The 19,410-nt window shown below is 53.7% G+C and carries 13 protein-coding genes; 10 read left to right on the forward strand and 3 right to left on the reverse strand.

Annotated elements, in window-relative coordinates:
* Nucleotides 1–89: 89 nt before the first annotated feature.
* Complete coding sequence (locus tag CHM34_RS15195; protein ID WP_094265460.1) at nt 90–1,814, reverse strand: Rqc2 family fibronectin-binding protein; 1,725 nt, start codon at nt 1,812–1,814, stop codon at nt 90–92.
* A gap of 261 nt (nt 1,815–2,075) precedes the next feature.
* Here CHM34_RS15195 and CHM34_RS15200 point away from each other — a divergent pair, with 261 nt between their 5' ends.
* The 8 genes from CHM34_RS15200 to CHM34_RS15235 all read left to right on the forward strand — a co-directional run bounded on the left by CHM34_RS15200 (nt 2,076) and on the right by CHM34_RS15235 (nt 12,427).
* Nucleotides 2,076–4,808: a calcium-translocating P-type ATPase, SERCA-type gene (locus tag CHM34_RS15200; RefSeq protein ID WP_240512048.1), complete on the forward strand. Its 2,733-nt coding sequence runs from the start codon at nt 2,076–2,078 to the stop codon at nt 4,806–4,808.
* A gap of 158 nt (nt 4,809–4,966) precedes the next feature.
* Nucleotides 4,967–5,794, forward strand: coding sequence for a diaminopimelate epimerase (gene dapF, locus CHM34_RS15205; RefSeq protein WP_094265461.1), 828 nt, complete (start codon nt 4,967–4,969; stop codon nt 5,792–5,794).
* A 100-nt stretch (nt 5,795–5,894) separates the two neighbouring features.
* Entirely contained in the window at nt 5,895–7,166 is a 1,272-nt protein-coding gene (gene ilvA, locus CHM34_RS15210; RefSeq protein WP_094265462.1) for a threonine ammonia-lyase IlvA, read from the forward strand.
* 207 nt (nt 7,167–7,373) lie between these two features.
* The gene (locus tag CHM34_RS15215) at nt 7,374–7,694 is read left to right on the forward strand and encodes a YhdT family protein (protein ID WP_240512049.1); all 321 of its coding nucleotides are present in this window, start codon (nt 7,374–7,376) and stop codon (nt 7,692–7,694) included.
* Complete coding sequence (gene panF, locus CHM34_RS15220; RefSeq protein ID WP_094265463.1) at nt 7,691–9,160, forward strand: sodium/pantothenate symporter; 1,470 nt, start codon at nt 7,691–7,693, stop codon at nt 9,158–9,160. Before CHM34_RS15215 ends, panF begins: the two co-directional genes overlap by 4 nt.
* Nucleotides 9,161–9,536: 376 nt before the next feature.
* Nucleotides 9,537–10,193 carry a peroxiredoxin gene (locus CHM34_RS15225; protein WP_094265464.1) on the forward strand — a complete coding sequence of 219 codons (657 nt, stop codon included), beginning with the start codon at nt 9,537–9,539 and terminating at the stop codon, nt 10,191–10,193.
* Between the two features lie 144 nt (nt 10,194–10,337).
* Nucleotides 10,338–11,543: a Tm-1-like ATP-binding domain-containing protein gene (locus CHM34_RS15230; protein WP_094265465.1), complete on the forward strand. Its 1,206-nt coding sequence runs from the start codon at nt 10,338–10,340 to the stop codon at nt 11,541–11,543.
* 53 nt (nt 11,544–11,596) lie between these two features.
* On the forward strand, nt 11,597–12,427 hold the full coding sequence (locus CHM34_RS15235) for a phosphoenolpyruvate hydrolase family protein (protein WP_094265466.1): 831 nt from the start codon (nt 11,597–11,599) through the stop codon (nt 12,425–12,427).
* Between the two features lie 55 nt (nt 12,428–12,482).
* On the opposite strand, the gene CHM34_RS15240 is transcribed toward CHM34_RS15235, so the two are convergent.
* Nucleotides 12,483–14,423, reverse strand: coding sequence for a family 10 glycosylhydrolase (locus CHM34_RS15240; RefSeq protein ID WP_338048679.1), 1,941 nt, complete (start codon nt 14,421–14,423; stop codon nt 12,483–12,485).
* Between the two features lie 169 nt (nt 14,424–14,592).
* On the opposite strand from CHM34_RS15240, the gene CHM34_RS15245 reads away from it, so the two are divergent.
* Together CHM34_RS15245 and CHM34_RS15250 are read left to right on the forward strand one after the other, a co-directional pair.
* A complete protein-coding gene (locus tag CHM34_RS15245) occupies nt 14,593–15,774 on the forward strand; it encodes a M14 family zinc carboxypeptidase (protein ID WP_094265468.1) in 1,182 nt (393 codons plus the stop codon).
* A gap of 273 nt (nt 15,775–16,047) precedes the next feature.
* Nucleotides 16,048–17,412, forward strand: a complete 1,365-nt coding sequence (locus CHM34_RS15250; RefSeq protein WP_094265469.1) for a glucose-6-phosphate isomerase — start codon at nt 16,048–16,050, stop codon at nt 17,410–17,412.
* A gap of 70 nt (nt 17,413–17,482) precedes the next feature.
* On the opposite strand, the gene CHM34_RS15255 is transcribed toward CHM34_RS15250, so the two are convergent.
* Nucleotides 17,483–19,162: a phospho-sugar mutase gene (locus CHM34_RS15255; protein ID WP_094265470.1), complete on the reverse strand. Its 1,680-nt coding sequence runs from the start codon at nt 19,160–19,162 to the stop codon at nt 17,483–17,485.
* Nucleotides 19,163–19,410: the final 248 nt, after the last annotated feature.

Raw genomic sequence — 19,410 nt, forward strand, 5'->3', positions numbered from 1 at the left:
ACGAAAAAACTCGGTCCCCCCTTGGAGGGAACCGAGTTTTTCGTTTGATGATTGATCGTTGAAGAGTCGAGGCATCCATCTGTCTTTGGCTATCCTTCAGACTCTTCCCGCTGACCGGCCAACTTCCGGACTGTGTACTCATCCGGGGTGGGGAAAAGGGTTTTCTGCCCTTCGTAGGTGACGAATCCCGGTCGGGCGCCGGAGGGCTTTTTTACGTGTTTGATCAGGGTATAGTCTACCGGAACCCGGCTGGAATCTCGGCCCTTACTGTAGTAAGCGGCCAGGATCGCCGCTTCATGAAGCGTGGTTTCCGAGAAATTTTTGCCCCGGATGACGACGTGGGAACCGGGGATTTCCTTGGTATGAAGCCAGGTATCCGTCGGAGAGGCGATTCGGTGGGTTAACCAGTCGTTTTGTTTGTTGTTTTTTCCTACCAAAATGGTAACCCCTTCCGAAGATGTGAAGGAGGTGGGCTCCGGACGCTCCGGCCGTTTCCGTTTCCGGTTTTGCGGTTTGGAGCGAAGCCACCCTTCTTCCCTCAGTTCTTCCTTGATTTGTTCCGCTTCCTGGCCGGTGGCGTTTTCCAGCTGAACCAGTACGGATTCCAAATACTCCGTTTCCTGTTGGGTCTTGTCAATCTGTTCCCGGTTCCATTTTCGGGCTGATTTGGCTTTGTTATACCGTTTGAAGTACCGCTGGGCGTTTTCCGACGGCGTAAGCCGAGAATCCAGGGGAATTGTGATTTCCGGCGCCTCCGGATCGTAATAGTTCACGGCGGTCAGGGTTTCGTCCCCCCGGTTGATTTCATGCATAAAGGCAGTAACCAGTTCGCCGCGGATCCGGTGAACGTCCGCATCTTCGGTTTCGGCCCACTCTTTTTTCAGCTTTTCGATCTTCTTTTTGTTTTTATCGATGGCGTTTTTTAACAGGCGGATCAGATCGTGGTTTTGCTGCCGAGAGCGGTCCCGTTCCGCTTTACCGTGAAAAAAGGACTCCAGACACTGGCTGATCGTGGGAAAGGTTTCGTTCTCACCGGAAAGATGGGTTAACCGGATCGCGGAAAAGGAGGCTTTCCGGTGATAGACCACGTTCGGCTGGTACTGGTGATTCTTCACCCTCTCCATCACTTGGGAAAAAGCTTCCCACAATCGCTCCCTGCTGCCGATTCCGCCGCGGTGGATGATTTCCTTAGCCGTCAGAGGGCCGAGACCGGAAAAGCGTTGAATCAGCTGTTTGTCCAGTTTTCCCCGATTGAAGTCGATCGACCGAAGGAACTCTTCTCGGTCGGCTTTCAGGGGATTTTTTTTGTTCTGTTCCGGCGGCGGCTGGTACAGAGCCCCCGGTACGACCTGGCGATGTCGGCTCATCGCCGGGGTCACCCGACGGATCCCGTCCAGAATTTTGCCGTCGGCAGGGTCGATTAGCACAATGTTGCTGTGGCGGCCCATGATCTCCACCACCAGTCGGCGAATCACTTCAAAACCCAGTTCGTCCCGGGTGCGAATGTCGATGTGGATCACTCGTTCCAGGTCCACCTGCTGCACCTGCTCGATGATTCCCCCTTCGCAGTATTTGCGGAGCAGCATGCAAAACATCGGCGGGGTGAGCGGGTTGTCCCTTCGTTCTTGAGTCCGGTGAATGCGGGGATAAGCGGGGTGGGCGGAGACCAGAAGTCGCTGGTTTTTTCCCTGTGCCCGTATATGAAGGATCAGTTCGGATTCTCCCGGTTGATAGATTTTTGCCAAGCGACCGCCGACCACAGAGGATTCCAGCTCATGGACGACGGCCCGTGCGACGATCCCGTCGAAGGACATGGGACGAGCCCCCTTTCGTACCGATTTCCCAATCGAAAGTCCTCGCCCCAGTATAGCATGTGCCGGAATCCAGAGCCAGAAAGGGGGAAGTCGGGGCTTTTCCATTACAGGTGCCGAATCCGTTGTACGGATTGCCCACAAGTGGACCGTTTGGGTCCGCTTTTGAATGTTGGCATTGGATCTGTGGGACGAAATAGCATGTTTTGAAGCCTGTCTGAATAAGGTTACCGTGAGAGGTTTTGGGACAAAGGGGGAGGGAATGTGTCAGAAGGCAGCCGTTATGTGGACTGGGACACCGAACAAGTGACATCCTACTTTGGAGTCGATCCCGCCGAGGGGCTGAATGAAGCACAGGCGGCGGAGCGCCTCCGTAAAACGGGGGCCAACCAGCTGTCCGAAGGGGCCAAGCTGTCGCCGATGGCTCTGCTCCTCAATCAGTTTAAGGATTTTATGGTACTGGTGTTGCTGGCGGCCACTCTGGTATCCGGGCTGCTGGGGGAATATACCGATGCGATCGCTATTATCGCCATTGTCGTATTGAATGCCATACTGGGCTTCGTACAGGAATTCCGGGCGGAGAAGTCATTGAGCGCCTTGAAAAAGTTGTCTGCTCCAACAGCCCGGGTGAAGCGGAGCGGGAGATGGATCCGCATCCCGGCGGCGGATCTGGTTCCCGGAGATATGATTTCCCTGGAGAGCGGCGATCGGGTTCCTGCCGATCTTCGCCTGATTCAGGCGGAAAACTTGTATATCGAGGAGTCGGCCCTCACTGGAGAATCCGTCCCTGTTAACAAAACTGATGCCAAACTGCCCGGGGGTGAAGTGCCTCTGGGAGACCGTAAGAATATGGGCTTTTTAGGAACCATGGCCGTTCGGGGGACAGGCACCGGCATTGTTGTCGCCACCGGCATGAACACGGAGATGGGCCGGATCGCCCATCTGATTCAGACGACAGAGACGATGCAGACGCCTTTGCAGCGCCGTTTGGAGCAGTTGGGTAAGATTTTGATCGGGGTTTCCCTATTCCTGACGGCCGTCGTGGTCCTGACGGGAATCATTCACGGACACGAAGCTTACAAGATGTTTTTGGCCGGGGTCAGCCTGGCGGTGGCCGCCATTCCCGAAGGGTTGCCCGCGATCGTTACGATCGCTCTCGCCCTGGGCGTTCAGCGGATGATCAAGCGGCGGGCGATCGTCCGCAAGCTTCCGTCAGTGGAAACCTTGGGTTGTGCCTCGGTGATTGGTTCGGATAAGACCGGCACCCTCACCCAAAACAAAATGACGGTCACCCATCTGTGGACGGATGGCCGCCGGATGGAGGTAAGCGGATCCGGTTACCGACCGGAGGGAGATTTCCACTGCGACGGCCGCAAGGTGACACCGGGAAAGGATCATGCCTTAAAGCAGTTGTTGGAAATCGCTGTCCTGTGTAACAATGCCGCTTTGATCCGGGAAGAAGAACGGGAAGGTCTGTTGAGGCGCAAACAGGAAAGCTGGCGGGTCGACGGAGATCCGACGGAAGGTGCTTTGTTGGTGGCGGGGGCCAAGGGCGATATGACTTCACAGGGATTGAATCGTATCTGGTCCCGGGTGAAGGAGTTTCCCTTTGATTCGGAACGGAAAATGATGTCGGTTCTGGTGGAGAAAAAAGGGGGCAAACGGATGCTCCTGGCCAAGGGTGCACCGGATGTTTTGCTCAATAAATGCACCCATATTCTGCATCAGGGACGGACGGTTCCTTTGACGGACGCCCTTCGCAGTCAGGTCAGCCGGGTCAATGAGAAGCTGGCATCGATGGCTTTGCGCAATTTGGCCTTTGCTTGCCGGGAATGGAGCGGGACGGAACCCGCTTCCGAAGCGGCGGCGGAACGGAACCTGGTTTTCGTCGGTTTGGCGGGGATGATCGATCCTCCCCGGGAAGAGGTGAGGGATGCGATTCGCACCTGCCGCCGGGCCGGGATCAAAACCGTGATGATCACCGGAGACCACCAGACCACCGCTGTGGCCATCGCCCGGCAATTAGGCATTCTGACAGGGAGCGGTTTGACCGTCAACGGAAGCGAACTTCAACAGATGAGTGATACCCAGTTTCAGAAAAAAGTGAATCACATCGATGTTTATGCCCGTGTCTCACCGGAGCACAAATTGAGGATCGTCAAGGCCCTGCAAAAGGAGGGGCATGTAGCGGCAATGACCGGAGACGGAGTAAATGATGCTCCCGCCATCAAAGCGGCGGATATCGGAATTGCTATGGGAATCACCGGAACGGATGTCTCCAAAGAGGCTTCCTCCCTGGTTCTGGCGGATGATAATTTCACCACGATCGTGTCGGCCATTGAAGAAGGTCGCAACATTTACGACAATATCCGAAAGTTTATCAGTTACCTGCTGGCCAGCAACGTGGGGGAGATTCTGGTCATGTTTTTGGCGATGCTCGCCGGGATGCCCCTGCCTTTGGTGCCGATTCAGATCCTGTGGGTCAATTTAGTGACCGACGGTTTGCCGGCGATGGCTCTCGGGGTGGATCCGGCGGAGGAGGATACGATGGATCGTCCGCCTCGCGACAGCAGGGAGAGTATTTTCGCCCGGGGAGTGGGATGGAAAATCTTGACCCGGGGGCTTTTGATCGGATTTTGTACACTGGGCGCCTTCTGGGTGGCTTATGCGGAAGCGCCGGACGACTTGGTCCGGGCACAGACCATCGCCTTTTCCACGCTGGTGCTCGCCCAGTTGATCTATGTGTTCGACTGCCGCAGTCGCCAATCCGTTTTCCATCGAAATCCCTTGAGCAATAAGCCTCTGGTATTGGCGGTATTTTCCTCCGCCCTGTTACTGCTGGCAGTGATGTACTATCCGCCGTTGCAGCCGATTTTCCATACGGTTTCATTGGGTTTCCGGGAATGGATCCTCGTCGTATCCGCCGCGTCCCTGCCCACCTTGCTGGCCGGAATGATCGACCTTTTCCGTCCCGCCCGGCGTCTGGCTCATGGCTGATACCCGCAACGGAACCCCTGATCGTTGAAAAGTGGTGCCGGCTGATGTATTCTCATAGGGAAACCGACCCGATGGTTGCTTGAAGCGCCATCGGTTTGTTTTATCTTTTGATGAAAGGACGAGGATGGCGCGTTCTTCATGGGACAGCGCCGACAGCGATGAATTTTACCAAAATGCACGGGTTGGGAAACGACTTTGTCATCGTCTCCGGGGAGGAAAGGCCGCCGGAAAATACGCCGGATTTGGCCCGGCGGATCTGTGACCGCCACTTTGGAGTGGGAGCCGACGGCCTGGTTTTTATCCTCCCTTCGGAATCCGGCGACTTTGCCATGCGGATCATCAATGCCGACGGAAGTGAAGCGGAGCAATGCGGAAACGCCGTCCGGTGTGTCTCCAAGTTTTTTTACGAGCGGATGTCCCGGGCCCGCCGGGAACTCCGGGTTGAAACAGGGGCCGGTCTGCAGCGGGTCTGGCTGGAACCCGACGGGGAGAAAGTGCGTCGTGTCCGGGTAGACATGGGTCGCCCCGTTCTGGAAGGGAAGGCGGTTCCCACGACCATCGATGCGGAATCGGTGGTGGCGTATCCGGTGGAAGTGGGAGAACGGACATTTTCTTTCACCGCTGTTTCCATGGGCAATCCCCATGCGGTCATCCCGGTGGAGGATGCCATCGCTTTTCCGGTGGAGTTCTGGGGACCCAAACTGGAAGTCCACCCCCTCTTTCCCCATCAGACCAATGTGGAGTTCGTCTCTTTCCGTTCCCGGTCGGAGCTGGATATGCGTGTCTGGGAACGGGGAGTCGGTCGGACAATGGCTTGCGGGTCCGGTGCCTGCGCTTCCGCCGTCGCTTCGGCTCTGACGGGTCGGACGGATCGGCGGGTCACGGTTCATCTTCAGGGAGGGGATTTGGAGATCGATTGGAACGAAAAAGACGACCGCGTTTACATGACGGGTCCGGCGGAGACGGTGTTTGAAGGAAAGTGGTGAGTCTCGACTGATTTTTCATTTCATGCTCTCCGCTTTCGTTGTATAATGGTTGGAAAAACAATCGGGGGCATGTTCATTGAAACAAGAGGTTGCGAATGGTGTGAAGGAGCGCAATCATCAAGACCGGCAGACGGTAACCGTCGAGGATATCATTTTCGCCAATCATTTGTTGAAAGATGTTGCCATCCATACTCCCTTACAGCGGAATGAGATCCTGTCCAACCGGTACGGGTGTGACGTGTATTTGAAACGGGAGGATTTGCAGGTCGTCCGTTCCTTTAAACTGAGGGGAGCATACAATGTGATCCGCAACCTGCCGACGGAAAGGCTGGAAAACGGGGTGGTCTGCGCCAGTGCGGGAAACCATGCCCAAGGGATCGCCTACTCCTGTCAAAGCTTGCAGATCACGGGGAAAATCTTTATGCCCAACACCACACCCAGCCAGAAGGTGACCCAAGTCAAGCGGTTCGGCGGTCCCTATGTCGAGGTAATCCTGTCCGGAGACACTTTCGATGATTCCCTGGCAGAGGCTTTGGCCTATGGTAAGAAGCACGGGATGGAGTTTATCCACCCCTTTGAAAATCCGAAGACCATCGCCGGACAAGGGACGGTAGGCCTGGAAATTTTGAACGACATGCAAAAACCGGTGGATTATCTCTTTGTCGGCATCGGCGGTGGAGGGTTGGCCGCAGGAGTCGGCTCTTACGTCAAAAGCTTGAGTCCCTCAACCCAAATGGTTGGAGTGGAAGCGACGGGAGCCCCTTCCATGAAACGTTCGGTAGAGACCGGTCAAGTGGTTTCTCTGGACCGGGTCGATAAATTCGTCGACGGAACCGCCGTTCAGAGGGTGGGAGAGATTAATTTTCAAATCTGCAGGGAAGTGGTCGATGAATTCGCCCTGGTTCCGGAAGGAAAAGTATGTACCACCATTCTGGACTTGTACAACGAGAACGCCATTGTCGCCGAGCCGGCGGGTGCTTTATCCATCGCCGCCCTGGATCAATACCGGGACCGGATCAAGGGAAAGAGTGTAGTCTGTGTGGTAAGCGGAGGGAACAACGATATCGACCGGATGCAGGAGATCAAGGAGCGTTCCCTCATTTTCGAAGGGTTGAAGCATTATTTTACGGTCAATTTTCCGCAGCGGGCCGGCGCGTTACGGGAGTTTCTGGATGAGGTGCTGGGTCCCGACGACGACATCACTCGCTTTGAGTACACGAAGAAAAACAGTAAAGAGAACGGGCCCGCCCTGGTGGGCATTGAGTTGAAACGCCGGTCGGACTATACGCCGCTGATCGAACGGATGAGAAAAAAAGGTTTTCAGTATATGGAGATCAATAAAGATCCTTATTTGTTCAATCTGTTAATCTGAGCCCAACAGCCGAGGGAGTTCCCTTCGGCTGTTTTCTTCGTGAATGAGTCTTAGCCTCAGGGTACTTGACGATAAGACCCTATTCTTTTCTTTCCTCCAGCAATCAGAAGTGTATTTGCTTTTGTGTGGATGGACCTGCTACGATGTGAATATTCAGACGTGTTCCGGACAAGCGATGGTTTCTGGATCGTTGAGGAGGTGGCACAGGTGAAAAAGGATCAGGATGCGCGGGATTCGGGATGGCGGGAAGATCCGCGATATAAGATCGCCAACCGGGAAGCGGGGACCGGCGTCGGACTGGCTCTGCTCAACTTTTTCTGGTGGTTCGGTTTTGCTTACGGGATGGGGTCGAGGCCGGTGGAGGAATATCGTTATATTCTCGGTTTTCCGGACTGGTTTTTTTACAGTTGTATCATCGGCTTTTTCGTGATTGGTTTTTTGGTTTGGGCGGTCGTTACTTTTTTATTTGAAGATGTTTCCTTGGAAGATTCCCCGGAGGAACAGGAAGGGGGTGGAGAAAGCGAATGAATGTTTCCCTTGTCTGGCCGATGCTTTTGTACTTGGCCGCTGTTTTCGTCATCGGCTATTTTTCCTCCAAACATATGGGCAAAGCCCCGCGGTTTTTGCAGGAATATTTTCTTGGGGGGAGGGAGTTGGGCGGGTTTATGCTGGCGATGACCCTGACGGCTACTTACGGGAGCGCCAGCAGCTTTCTCGGAGGTCCGGGAACGGCTTATACGCTGGGCCTCGGTTGGGTCTTGCTCGCCATGTCCCAACTAGTGACCGGATATTTTACGCTGGCGGTGCTGGGGAAAAAATTCGCCATCATGTCCCGGAAAATCGGGGCGGTCACCCTGGTGGACTTTTTACAGGCTCGCTATCGCAGTAAGGGAGTCGTCTTATGGTCCTCCTTTGCCATCCTGCTGTTTCTGTTTTCGGCGATGGCCGCCCAATGGGTGGGAGGGGGCCGTCTGATTCAATCCTTTACCGGCATTCCCTATGAGGCGGCTCTGTTCATCTTTGCCGTCACGGTTCTGGGGTATGTGGCGGTGGGAGGCTTTCGCGCCGTGGCGATCACCGATGCCATTCAAGGGGTGATCATGGTGGCGGGAACCGTTGTCTTGCTGATCGCGACCGTGGTGGTCGGTGGTGGGGTGGAGCCGATCATGGAAAAGCTGGCGGCGGAGAATCCCCGTCTGATCACACCCTTCGGAGCGGATGGTTCCTTGACCCCCTTATATGTCTCATCCTTCTGGATTCTGGTCGGGGTCGGTGTAGTCGGACTCCCCCAAGTGGCGGTCCGGGCGATGTCTTATAAAGATTCGCGGGCGATGCACCGGGCCATGGTGATCGGTACTTTTGTTATTGGCGCGATTATGCTGGGGATGCATTTGATCGGCGTCTTTGCCCGGGCCGTCGTTCCCGGGGTAGAGGTGGGGGACACGGTGATGCCTGTTCTCGCTTTGAAGGTGTTGCCGGCGTGGTTGGCGGGAATCTTCCTGGCGGCACCGATGGCGGCGATCATGTCGACGGTGGACTCCCTTCTGCTTTTAATCAGTTCCACCCTGATCAAGGATGTCTATTTGAACTATATCCGCCCGGAAGCCGATGCTCGTACCGTGAAGATCCTCAGTGTCACCGTGACGGCGGTAATCGGCGTTTTGGTATTTTTGACAGCGATAAAACCGCCGGAACTTCTCATTTGGCTCAATTTGTACGCCTTTGGTGGGCTGGAGGCCGCTTTTATCTGGCCGATTGTTCTCGGTTTGTACTGGAAGAAGGGAAATGACTGCGGTGCGATGATTTCCATCATTGTCGGTATGGCGTCCTACCTGGTTTTCGGGAGAATTTGGGAGAATCCCCTGGGAATGCACGGCGTCGTATTGCCTGTGATTTTATCGTTGCTCGGGTATGTTATTGGAAGTTGGCTGACCAGTCATCGCGACAGGGAGCGGCAGCGGGAGATTATCGTCCGTTTTTGGGGTGTCCGGTAACCGGCGGGATTCTGAGGCTTCCTTCTCCCTGCAGGCGGTATGAACCCGGATTTTTATTTCGGCGTTTTTTTGTATGGATCAATTCGGAGCAATTGACATCGTAGTTATAAAATTAGTAGAATACAAAGAAACCGATAACCAAGTAAGTTGATAAGAATTCATTCCTATTGGGTCGAATCTTGGGTTTTTGCTTTTTTAAAGGAGGTGATCGCCGGCTTCTTTCGGACCGTGTCTCGCAGCTCATCGTTCCCCGGTCGTGAGGTTGGAGTCCAACATATCCGAAGACAGGCTTGTTGATGAACCATATGGCTCATCCCATTGCTGAATCATCAACAAGCCTGACCCAAAAAGATTCACATATTAGGAGGTATTTTTCATGTCCACGGAGATCGAAACGCAAGCGACCCCCACCCTTCCGAAAATCGGCGATCCCGCCCCGCAATTTACCGCAAAGACTACACAAGGAGAGGTCAGCCTTTCCGATTATAAAGGCAAATGGGTTCTCCTCTTTTCCCATCCCGCGGATTTTACCCCGGTATGCACCACGGAGTTTATCGCTTTTGCGAAGCAGAACGATGAGTTTGCCAAGCGGGATGTTCAATTGCTCGGTCTCAGCATCGACAGCCTTCCGGCTCATTTGGCCTGGGTCAATAATATCCGCGAAAAAATGGGCGTGGAGGTTCCTTTCCCTGTCATCGCCGATCTGTCGACGGCAGTGGCTCAAAAATACGGCATGATTCACCCGGAAGCCAGTGAAACCACCACGGTTCGCTGTGTATTCGTCATCGACGACAAGCAAGTGATTCGGGCTATCATTTATTACCCGCTCAATGTCGGACGGAACATCGATGAGGTGCTTCGTTTGGTCGACGCACTGCAAACGGCGGATAAACATGCCGTTGCCGCTCCCGCCAACTGGCGGCCCGGCGAGGAAGTGGTCGAGCCGGCACCGCAGAATGACGCCGGGGTGAAGGAACGGTTGAAAGAAAACACGGAAGGAACCGACTGGTACCTCAAGAAAAAGAAACTTTAACGATTAACCCCGGAATTTTTCCGGGGTTTCTTTTTGTTTGGTTTTTATTGACGGTAAATGGTTGGTTTGGTGTAACAGTGGGCTGTTTTTTTTCGTTTATATGATTACATGGAATATTATTATTGTTTTAAGGAGAGGGAGTCTTTGTCAAAAACAATTGCTGTCGTCGGTGCGTTGGACACCAAAGGAAAGGACTATGCTTTTGTCAAGCAGGAAATCGAGAAGCGGGGCCATCATGCCCTTCTGATCAATACGGGTATTCTCGAAGCCCCTTATATTGAACCGGACATCTCTTCCGAACAGGTCGCCGAAGCCAGCGGTGTCTCCTTGGAGGAACTGAGAGAAAAAAGGGATAAGTCCCTGGCTATGTCGGCTATGACCAAGGGAGTGGCGGTTATAGTCAAGGAGTTGTTTGAAGCGGGTAAGATCGATGCCGGTTTTTCGATGGGGGGGTCCAACGGTACCATCATCGGAACGGCGGCTTTGCGGGCTCTTCCCATCGGTGTCCCCAAAGTGATGGTGAGTACGGTTGCTTCCGGAGATACGCAACCCTATGTCGGAATCAGCGATGTGGTGATGTTTCCATCCATTTTGGATGTTTCAGGGGTTAATCGATTCAGCGCCCATATCTATACGAACGCTGTCGGCGCAGTGGTCGGTATGGTGGAGGCGGAGCAGCCGAAAATCGATGGCAATCCGTTGATAACGGCATCCATGTTTGGAAATACGACGACAGCTGTCAACCAGTGTACCGAGCATCTGGAGAAAGAAGGCTACGAAGTTCTGGTCTTTCACGCGACGGGGACTGGTGGTCAGACAATGGAAGCGCTGGTGGAGAAGGGATACATCACCGGGATGCTGGATATCACCACCACAGAATTGGCCGATGAGCTGGTGGGCGGAGTCTTGTCCGCAGGTCCGACGCGGATGGATGCGGCGGCAAAGTGGGGGTTGCCTCAGGTGATTGCACCGGGTTGTCTGGACATGGTCAATTTTTGGGATATGGACAGTGTGCCCGCTGAATTCAAGGACCGGGTGATCTATCAGTGGAATCCCAATGTGACCCTGATGCGGACCAATCCCGAGGAAAATGAGGCCCTGGGAAGAATTCTCGCCGAAAAGGCGAATCGGTGTACCGGACCGGCGGCTGTATTTTTACCCCTAAAGGGGGTTTCGGCATTGGACGCTCCGGATAAGGAGTTTTGGTGGCCGGAAGCGGATGAGGCTTTGTTCGCCTCCATTAAAAGATATATTAGGAAAGAAATTCCGGTTTATGAATTGGACTACAATATCAACGATCCGGAGTTTGCAAAAGCGGCGACGGACAAGTTATTGGAATTGCTCGATTAGAGTGGGGAAAGCGCTTAAATCTCTCCAAAAACAAATCGAAAGCGGGGAACCGTATGCCTTTTATTTCAAGAACCGAGTCGTTAAACCGTCTCAAGAAAACCGTGGAGTCGGGGCAGCCGGTGGTCGGTTGCGGGGCAGGAACCGGATTATCGGCCAAATTTGCGGAGCAGGGTGGAGCCGATTTGATCATTATCTACAATTCCGGTCGTTACCGGATGGCGGGCCGAGGGTCCCTGGCCGGTTTGATGCCATATGGGGATGCCAACGCCATCGTCACGGAGATGGCGTCGGAGGTGTTGCCGATCGTTCAGGACACCCCTGTATTGGCGGGGGTTTGCGGAACCGATCCCTTCCGCCGGATGCCGGTGTTTTTGAAACAGCTGAAGGAGATGGGGTTTGATGGGGTACAAAACTTTCCCACAGTCGGTCTGATTGACGGGGTCTTTCGGCAAAACCTGGAGGAAACACAGATGGGTTATGATCGGGAAGTGGAAATGATCCGTCTCGCCCATGAGTTGGACATGCTCACCTGTCCCTATGTGTTCAATGAAGAGGATGCGGTTGAGATGGCCCGTGCCGGTGCCGATGTACTCGTTCCTCATATGGGGTTGACGACGAAGGGTTCCATCGGAGCGGAAACCGCCATCACCCTGGAAGAGTCGGCACAGCGGGTGCAGGCGATGCATGATGCTGCCAGGAAAGTGAATCCGGATATCCTGGTGCTCTGCCATGGCGGACCGATCGCCGAACCGTCGGATGCCCAGTATATCTACCAGTCCACGAAGGGGATTGTCGGTTTCTTCGGGGCTTCCAGTATGGAACGCCTCCCTGCGGAGCGAGCGATCCGCGCACAGGTGGAAACCTTTAAAACGGGAGATGTTTAGATTGGATTGGCGTAAAGACCGCCCCCTTCCTTCATAACAGGCAGGGGGCGGTTGTTTATCGGTGAATCCGGATTTTCGTGACACGTCCCGGAGTGACGGTAAACCTTTGTTCCGTATCGCTGAATCGTACCCGATAGTCTCCGGGCGGGAGGTCGGTAGCGACAAATCCGCCGTTTCCGTCTGTTGAAACGGTTCGGGCTTCGGGTCCGTCGACTTGGACGGTTGCCGTATCTGCTTCGCTGCAACGGATATGGCCCAAAAGGTGCCCGGTTGTGGAGGACGATTTCCAAGGCATCTCCGGCGGAGCGGCGTCTGTTTCAAAGACCGGTTCCGGGTGATCGTCATAAGGGCTCGATCGGGTTAACGCACGGTAGAATTCATTGTTGGCAACATCCTCCCGGTTGGTGACTGCATAGCTGTATAACGCAGTCCCTCCCATTCGGTTTCCGGAGGACGAAGTTGCCAGCGTTTTACGGATCTGATCGATTCCGTGAGCGATGGTATTCAGGTAGATGCCGACTCCGCCGACGGTCATCCGTTGATATTGGTGATCCTTCTCCCACCGGATCCAACGGTCGAAGGAGCTGGGAGATCGGGCTGCATCATAGTAATTCATCGGTACGGTGAAATCGATCCATCCCTGTTCCATCCATCGGCGCCAGTCTTGGAACACCTTTGTCATCGCCGCACTTCGGTTCCATTCTTCGATTGTGGCGGGACCGTTCCCCCAGGTAATGGTGGCGGCGGATATTTTCAGGTCGGATCGGATTCCCAACAAGGTGGCGTATGATTTTTTTACCAGGTTGTTGACCTGTTCCCTTCGCCACGCCTGCCATCGGGGATCTTCCGGATCCGGGAGGCCGGAAGTGCCGTGTTGGCGGTTGTAACGGGCCACGGCTGTCGGGTTGTATCCCCAATCGGTATCCATGTAACGCAGGATGTCGATATGGATTCCGTCGACGTCGTAGTTGGCCGCTACATGGGCCATCACGTCAATTGTGTAGTCAACGACTGCCGGATGACCCGGATCGACAACAGCTTCCTGATTAAAACGGTTGTTCCCCTGGCGGTCTTCGCTCAACCAGTAATCGGCGGTTCCTTTTTTGGCGTCTCCATGGGTGTTGTAGATATGATCCGAAGCGGCGGGAGGAGTGGTTTGATTCCAGATCTTCATCGTTGCAAACCAGGCGTGGACTTCAAGGTTTTCCGCATGGGCTTTGGTGATGGTATCGGCCAAGGGGTCGAATCCCGGCTGTAACTGCGGGTCCTCGGTTTTCGGTTCCAGGCTGTTGTTATAATAAGCGTCCGCCCGGCGCCGAACCTGAAGGAAAATCGCATTGGCATTGGAGGTTTTGGCATCTTGGATCAACCGGTCGACCTGCCGGGGTGCTTTGGCTCCTTCATGGAACTGATCGACCCAATAGATGCGGTACTCTCCCTTTTGGTCCCCTGAAGGTGTGTAATCGATGGTGACAGAGGGTCGAAGGGAAGTGTCCCTGGTGTAATCCGATGAATAAAACAATTTTCGGTATAGGTCTTCTCCTTGTCGCTTCAGACAGACCCCGTAGTTGGGGGTTCCGTTGTACCAGTCACGGACGAGCTGGGTGATCCAAAAGGAAACCCAGCCGCGGTCACTGACAGTATGGCTGGAATATGCAAAATACTGTTTGGGCTGCCTGTCCCAAGTGATGCTGGATTCTTCCCACACATCGGCCACCGGATACAATTCGATTCGGGCCTCCGTCGTGTCACCTCCGGTGTGAAAGAAGTTGAGCTTTGCCCAGTTGATGCGGGATCCCTTTGGAATCTCCGGTAAGTCAAACCGAAGATAACTTCTTGTCGTCCCCAGCGTAGAGTGGTTGCCCATACTGAGATAGGCAGAACCGTCATAGTTGGTATCCGAATGGGCCTGGCCTACAAAACTGTCCTGGAAGGAAGCGGGTCCCTGAACGGTGATTTGTATTTTGAAAAACCTCCTTGTTTCTTTTCTATTAATTTATGACAGGGAAAGGACGACGGTGAAAGACAGGTGTGTAAAGGGATGTAAAATTCGGAGGATTATTTCTTTTGGCGGTCGAAAGATAAAGGGGAAGGGAGTGATGGTGCGGGGATAGGTGTCGGTAGCTTAAATCCGGGAAATCACTCGAAAAAGGAAGGGGAAAAGAATGAAAAAAACAGCTTTGCTTTTGGCCTGCTTGGTTTTCAGTTTTGGAGTATGGCCTGCCGCGTTTGCCGATCAACCGCAAACAAAGCCCGGAACACCAGATGAAGGTCATTTATCCACCTCCGGTTTTCTGAGTTATGAGCAGTTGGTAAAAAAGCTGCGTCAAGTGGAGAAAAACAGTCAGGGCCGAGTCGAGGTGGAAGCGGCGGGGACTTCCAATCGGGGACGGACCATCCACCGGGCCACAGTGGGATCCGGTGACAAAGTAGTTTTGATTACCAGCCAGATTCACGGAAATGAACCCACCGGTACCGAAGCCCTGGTCCGGATTCTTCAGTTCCTCGGCGGCGATTCCCGAAAAGCGCAAAAGATGCGCGATGAGATCACGCTGGTCGCTGTACCGCAAATGAACCCGGACGCAGCCGAACGGAACCGCCGGGGCAATGACATGACCTGGGATGAAGTGGTTCAGGACTTCCCCAACCTGACCGGCGTGAAGCCGGCTTGGAACTATTATACCGGTACCCTGCAGGGACATGACTATAGTAAAAGGCCGGGGTTTGACGTGAACCGGGATTTTAACCCGGATTTGAATTACACGCCGCGTCCGGAGGATTTCCCTGGATCTTCTTCAGAACCGGGTTGGTATGTGACTCCTGAATCGCAAACCATCCGGGATACCTATCAGTCCCTGAAACAGCAACACGGAAAAGTGGATGTGTATATCGATCTGCATCATCAAGGTCCCTATTATCATGTAGGCGGAACGGATGATCTGGTGACTCTGTCGTTATCCGGCAAATTCGTGGCCGACCCGAACCGTCCCGAATCCGAATATAAGGAATACGCGGATGAATACAACTACGAATTCTCGAGACAGTTGAATGTGGCCGCTTATCAGGCGCTTCAGCAGATGGGGAATTCACCTTTTAAAAACATCTCTCTTTATCCTCAGGATATCGATTTGCCGGGAACCGCTTTGGGATCCTTCGCTCTGAACGGGAGCGGTACCGTCTTGTTCGAGGTGCGAGGCCAAACCCAGAGCATGGGGCAAAAGATGCGGGGACAGTTGGTGAAAGCGGTGAAAACCGGCCTGGAAGGGATTTTGGATTCGGTCGCAACCGGTGATGTCTATGAGATTGATCCGGAAGAATATGAACATATTCCCGAGACGGATCGGTAATAGAAAGCGATCCGTTTAGGGCAGCCGGTTTCTAAATAGGGTTGAGGAGACAAACAAATGGTGAAGGAGACGGCGATTCGGATTGCTGTCTCCCTCAGGACCGATTCCGGATCCCTGAGGCAGATACCCTTTCCGTTTCTTATGGTCCTCATGGTCACGGTTTACACATGCGATTGACGCCAAAACTTTTGAAAAGGTCTCACCGATCCGATACAATAATCTCGATTGGTTTCGTTCAGAATAAAACGCACACCGTGTAAACAGGAGGTACTTATGGCAAAGCGATTAACCTTCGATTATAACAGTGCCCTCGGCTTCTTCGGGGAACACGAATTGACACAGATGGAGCCGGCGGTTCAGGCGGCCCATGAACAGTTGCATCAGGGGACGGGTGCCGGAAATGATTTTCTCGGGTGGATCGATATCCCTTCAATGATCGATCGAGAGGAACTGGACCGGGTGAAGCAGGCAGCGGAAAAGATCCGCTCCGATTCCGACGCCTTGGTTGTCATCGGGATCGGCGGCTCCTACCTGGGCGCTCGGGCTGCACTGGAGATGCTGACTCATACCTTTTACAACCAGCTTCCAGCCTCCAAGCGGCAAGGTCCGGCGATTCATTTTGTCGGACATCATATCAGTTCCACCTATACGGCTCATCTGCTGCAGCATCTGGAAGGCAAAAAGGTGAGCGTCAACGTGATTTCCAAGTCGGGAACAACGACGGAACCGGCGATCGCCTTCCGCATCTTTCGGGATTGGATGACGGAACACTACGGACAGGAAGAGGCGAAACGCCGCATTTATGCCACGACGGACAAAGCGAAGGGGGCGTTGAAACAGCTGGCTGATGAAGAAGGATACGAGACTTTTATCATCCCCGATGATGTAGGTGGACGCTACTCCGTCCTCACTCCGGTGGGACTGTTGCCGATTGCCGCTTCAGGAATCGATGTGGACGATATGCTGGCGGGAGCGCGGGATGCTTCAGAGGCCTACCGGGAACCGAGCTTGGCGAAAAATCCCTCCTATCAATACGCTGCCTTGCGAAACATTCTTTACCGAAAAGGGAAAACCGTCGAGCTCCTGGTCAACTATGAACCTTCCCTGCAGTATTTTTCCGAATGGTGGAAGCAGTTGTTCGGGGAGAGTGAAGGGAAAGACCATAAGGGGATCTACCCCGCCTCGGTCAACTTTACGACCGATCTCCACTCCATGGGCCAATATATCCAGGAGGGGCGAAGAGACCTCTTTGAAACCGTGGTTCGGTTGAAACGACCTCAGGAGGAGATCACGATCCGGGAGGACGCTGACAACTTGGACGGCCTCAACTATCTGGCCGAGAAAACCATGGATGATGTCAACCGGCAAGCATTTCAAGGCACCCTTCTCGCCCACACCGACGGCGGTGTGCCTAACCTGGTTGTCACGGCTGAAGAGGTTGCCCCTTATACCTTCGGCCAGCTGGTCTACTTTTTTGAAAAGGCCTGCGGGATCAGCGGTTATCTGATGGGAGTCAATCCCTTTGACCAGCCCGGGGTGGAAGCCTATAAGAAAAACATGTTCGCTCTTTTGGGCAAACCCGGATTTGAACAAGAACGGCAGAATTTGCTGAAGCGGTTGGGGGAAGCCGGAGAATGAACCGATGAAGAAAGGCGGAAAGCTCGTACAGGGCTTTCCGCCTTTTTTGATCCGTGGATATGGCTGGAACTTACCTCATAAGGACTTCCCGAATCAACCGCTTCATCCGCTCCAGCTTCCCTTCCGCCTCCCTGCGGTTTTCTGCGACGGCGCTGAAGTAAAACTTGATCTTGGGTTCGGTGCCGGAGGGACGGACGGCCATCCAGCTTCCGTCTTCCAAGTGAAACTTAAGGAGGTTGGCGGGTGGAAGGTCATCCAAGCCATGGGCGTAGTCCTTGAGCTTTACAACGCGAATTCCGCCGATGGATTCAGGGGGATGTTCTCTCAGTTCAAGCATCAGCCAGTTCATTTTTGTCTGCCCGGTTTTTCCCTGAAACGTAAAAGAGAAAAGGTCTTCCGAGTAATAACCGTGTTTTTGATAGATTTTCTCCAGCACATCCAATAAAGTAAGCCCCTGCTCCTTATACCAAGCGGCCATTTCGCAGCACATCATCGCCGCCTGAACGGCGTCCTTGTCCCGGACGGATGTCCCGATCAGGCAGCCGTAACTTTCCTCGTATCCGAACAGAAATGATTTTTTTCCGGAGGTTTTATAAGCTTTGATTTTTTCCGCAATATATTTAAATCCAGTCAGGGTTTCCTCCGTTTGAACACCGAAGGAAGCCGCAACAGAGCGGCCCAGATCCGAAGTAACCACGGTTTTGATGATGACTCCATCTTCGGGAAGACGTTGATGAGCCTTTCGCTGTTCCAGCAGATAAGACAAAAGAAGAACACCGATTTGATTGCCGTTGAAAGCGATATATTCTCCGTCGGCGTTTTTGGCCAGAAGTCCGAGGCGGTCGGCGTCGGGGTCGGTACCGATTAAAATATCGGCACCCATCGTTTTTCCCTGTTCTACGGCCAAATCGAATACTTCCTGCGACTCCGGATTCGGGGAGGGGACGGTGGGAAAATCCGGGTCAGGCTGTTCCTGTTCCCGGACTCCATAAACCCGGGTGAAACCCAGCTCCCGAAGGACGCGGCGCACCGGTTGGTTGCCGGTTCCATGAAGCGGGGTAAAGACGACCCGCAGTTTTTCATTGCGGGGGGAACGCTTTTGCCAGGAAAGGGAGAGGAGATAATCCATATAAGCGGTATCCACTTCCTCCCCTAATCGATGGATGTTCCCGGCTTTCACCCCTTGTTCCACCGTCCAGGCGTTCAGATTCAGTTCATCCTCGATCCCTTCGATCTCTCGCAGGATGTTCTGGACTTGGGAAGGAGGCAACTGGGCTCCATCGTCTCCGTATACCTTATATCCGTTGTATTCCGGAGGATTGTGGCTGGCTGTTACCATGATGCCTGCAGCGGCCCCCAGATGCCGGATGGCGAAGGAGAGCACCGGTGTCGGACGGAGAGATGGAAAAAGATAGACATGAATACCGTGAAAAGCGAGGACACCGGCGGCTTCTTCGGCAAAATCCGGGGATTGACGGCGCGAATCGTAGGCGATGACGACACCTCTCTTTTTCGTTTTTTCTCCTTGTCTTCCCAGTTCTCGGGCCAACCCTTCGGTGACCCGGCGAACGGTGTAGAGGTTCATGCGGTTGGTGCCTGCCCCGAGGATTCCTCTCATTCCGGCGGTGCCGAAGTCTAAATATCGGTAGAAAGCGTCCTCGATTTCGGTTTCGGACAAGGAGGCGAGTTCCGATTTCAATTTCGGGTCCAGCTCCTTGCATTCCAACCAGCGTCGGTAAGCCGAGTTCATCTGTCACACTCCCCGTATTTGGGTTGGATGGGTGATTCACATTAAGATATGACGGTGGGAAAGGGGTTGTTAGAAATTTGTGGTCAAACGTTCCTGAAGCTATTGTAAACACCTTCGACGGCTTCTACAATCGATTTCTTCCGACCGGAAATGCCGGTGATTCCCCTTTTTATAAAAAGTAGCCCCGAAAAATGAAGATTAGCTGTTGACGGTGGAAAGAGGCACCGGTATAATAAAGTACAAGTTTT

Source organism: Paludifilum halophilum (assembly GCF_002245355.1).
GTDB lineage: Bacteria > Bacillota > Bacilli > Thermoactinomycetales > DSM-45169 > Paludifilum > Paludifilum halophilum.